Genomic DNA, 1,727 nt, shown 5'->3' on the forward strand with positions numbered 1-1,727 from the left:
CGGGGCGCGGCTGCGCCGGCGCGGGACGGGCGGCAGTTCCTGGCCCGGCAGCGGTGGCACCGGGTAGCCGCCGGCCATCGGGTCGAACGCGGCGGGCGGGGCTGGCTCGGCCTCGGCGGGCTTCTTCCGCAGCAGGTCCCAGACCAGGGCGAGCAGCAGGAGGGCGGCGATCGGTGCGCCGACGTACAGCACCACCTTGGCGAAGTCGTAGCCCTCGTTGCGCAGCGCCCGGACGCTGGCCACCATCACCAGCCAGACCAGCGAGACCGGGATGAGGATCTTCCAGCCGAGCTTCATGAACTGGTCGTAGCGCAGCCGGGGCAGCGTGCCGCGGAGCCAGATGAAGAAGAACAGCAGCAGCTGGATCTTGACGATGATCCAGAGCATCGGCCACCAGCCGTGGTTGGCGCCCTCCCAGAAGGTCGAGATCGGCCAGGGGGCGCGCCAGCCGCCGAGGAAGAGCGTCGAGGCGACGGCCGAGACGGTCACCATGTTGACGTACTCGGCGAGCATGAACATCGCGAACTTCAGCGAGGAGTACTCCGTGTTGAAGCCGCCGACCAGCTCGCCCTCGGCCTCCGGGAGGTCGAAGGGTGCGCGGTTGGTCTCGCCGACCATCGCGATGATGTAGACGATGAACGACACCGGCAGCAGCACCGCGAACCAGGTCGGCTGCTGGGAGGCGACGATCTCCGAGGTCGACATCGAGCCGGAGTAGATGAAGACCGCGGCGAAGGACAGGCCCATCGCGATCTCGTAGCTGATCATCTGGGCGGAGGACCGGATGCCGCCGAGCAGCGGGTAGGTCGAACCGGAGGACCAGCCGGCCAGCACGATGCCGTAGATGCCGACGGAGGCGGTCGCCAGGATGTAGAGCAGGGCGATCGGCAGGTCGGTGAGCTGCAGCGGGGTGCGGGTGCCGAAGATCGACACCTGGTCGTCGGCCGGACCGAAGGGGATCACCGCGAAGGCCATGAACGCCGGGATCGCGCTGACGATCGGGGCGAGGATGTAGACCACCTTGTCGGCCCCGGTGACGACCAGGTCCTCCTTGAGGGCCAGCTTCACGCCGTCGGCGAGCGACTGCAGCATGCCCCAGGGGCCGTGCCGGTTGGGGCCGATCCGCAGCTGCATCCAGGCGACGACCTTGCGCTCCCACACGATCGCGATCAGCACGGTGCCGACCAGGAACGCGAAGACGAAGACCGCCTTGAGCAGCACCAGCCACCAGGGGTCGCGGCCGAAGAAGGCGAGCGTGTCGTAGGCGGCGAGCATCTGGGGGGCAGCGAGGGTTCGCATCACGCCTCCTGTGCCGGTGCGATGGTGACCAGGTGGCCGACGGTGGTGCCCAGGGCGCGGTGCGCGCCGCCGGGGGTGGAGTTGAGGGGCAGCCAGACGGTGCGGTCGGGCATGTCCTCGGTGACCTCCAGCGGCAGGACGACCGATCCTGCCGGGCCGGTGATCCGCAGCGCCGCGGCGGCGCCGATCTCGGCGGCGGTGGCCGCGGAGAGCCGGGCGACGGCCGGGTGCCGGGTGCCGGCGAGGTGCTCGTCGCCCTCCTGGAGGGTGCCGTTGTCGAGCAGCATCCGGTGGCCCGCCAGCACGGCCTGGCCGGTGGCCGGGCGGGGCAGCGGCGCCGGGTGCGCGGACGGGGCGGCCGGGCGGCCGCCCGCCCAGGGGGTGAAGCCGTCGAGCTCGCGCCGGGCGGCGGTGACGTCCGGCAGGCC

General features: G+C 71.4%; 1 protein-coding gene and 1 pseudogene. Both read right to left on the minus strand.

Annotated elements, in window-relative coordinates:
* Positions 1-1,299, minus strand: a 1,299-nt coding sequence (gene nuoH, locus KSNIM_RS16825) for an NADH-quinone oxidoreductase subunit NuoH (protein ID WP_263104033.1), incomplete at its 3' end; no start/stop codon positions are given.
* Positions 1,299-1,727 (minus strand): annotated as a pseudogene (locus KSNIM_RS16830) (NADH-quinone oxidoreductase subunit G); the annotation flags it as partial. The gene nuoH and the pseudogene KSNIM_RS16830, both read right to left, overlap by 1 nt.

This window comes from Kitasatospora sp. DSM 101779 (assembly GCF_025655475.1).
GTDB lineage: Bacteria > Actinomycetota > Actinomycetes > Streptomycetales > Streptomycetaceae > Kitasatospora.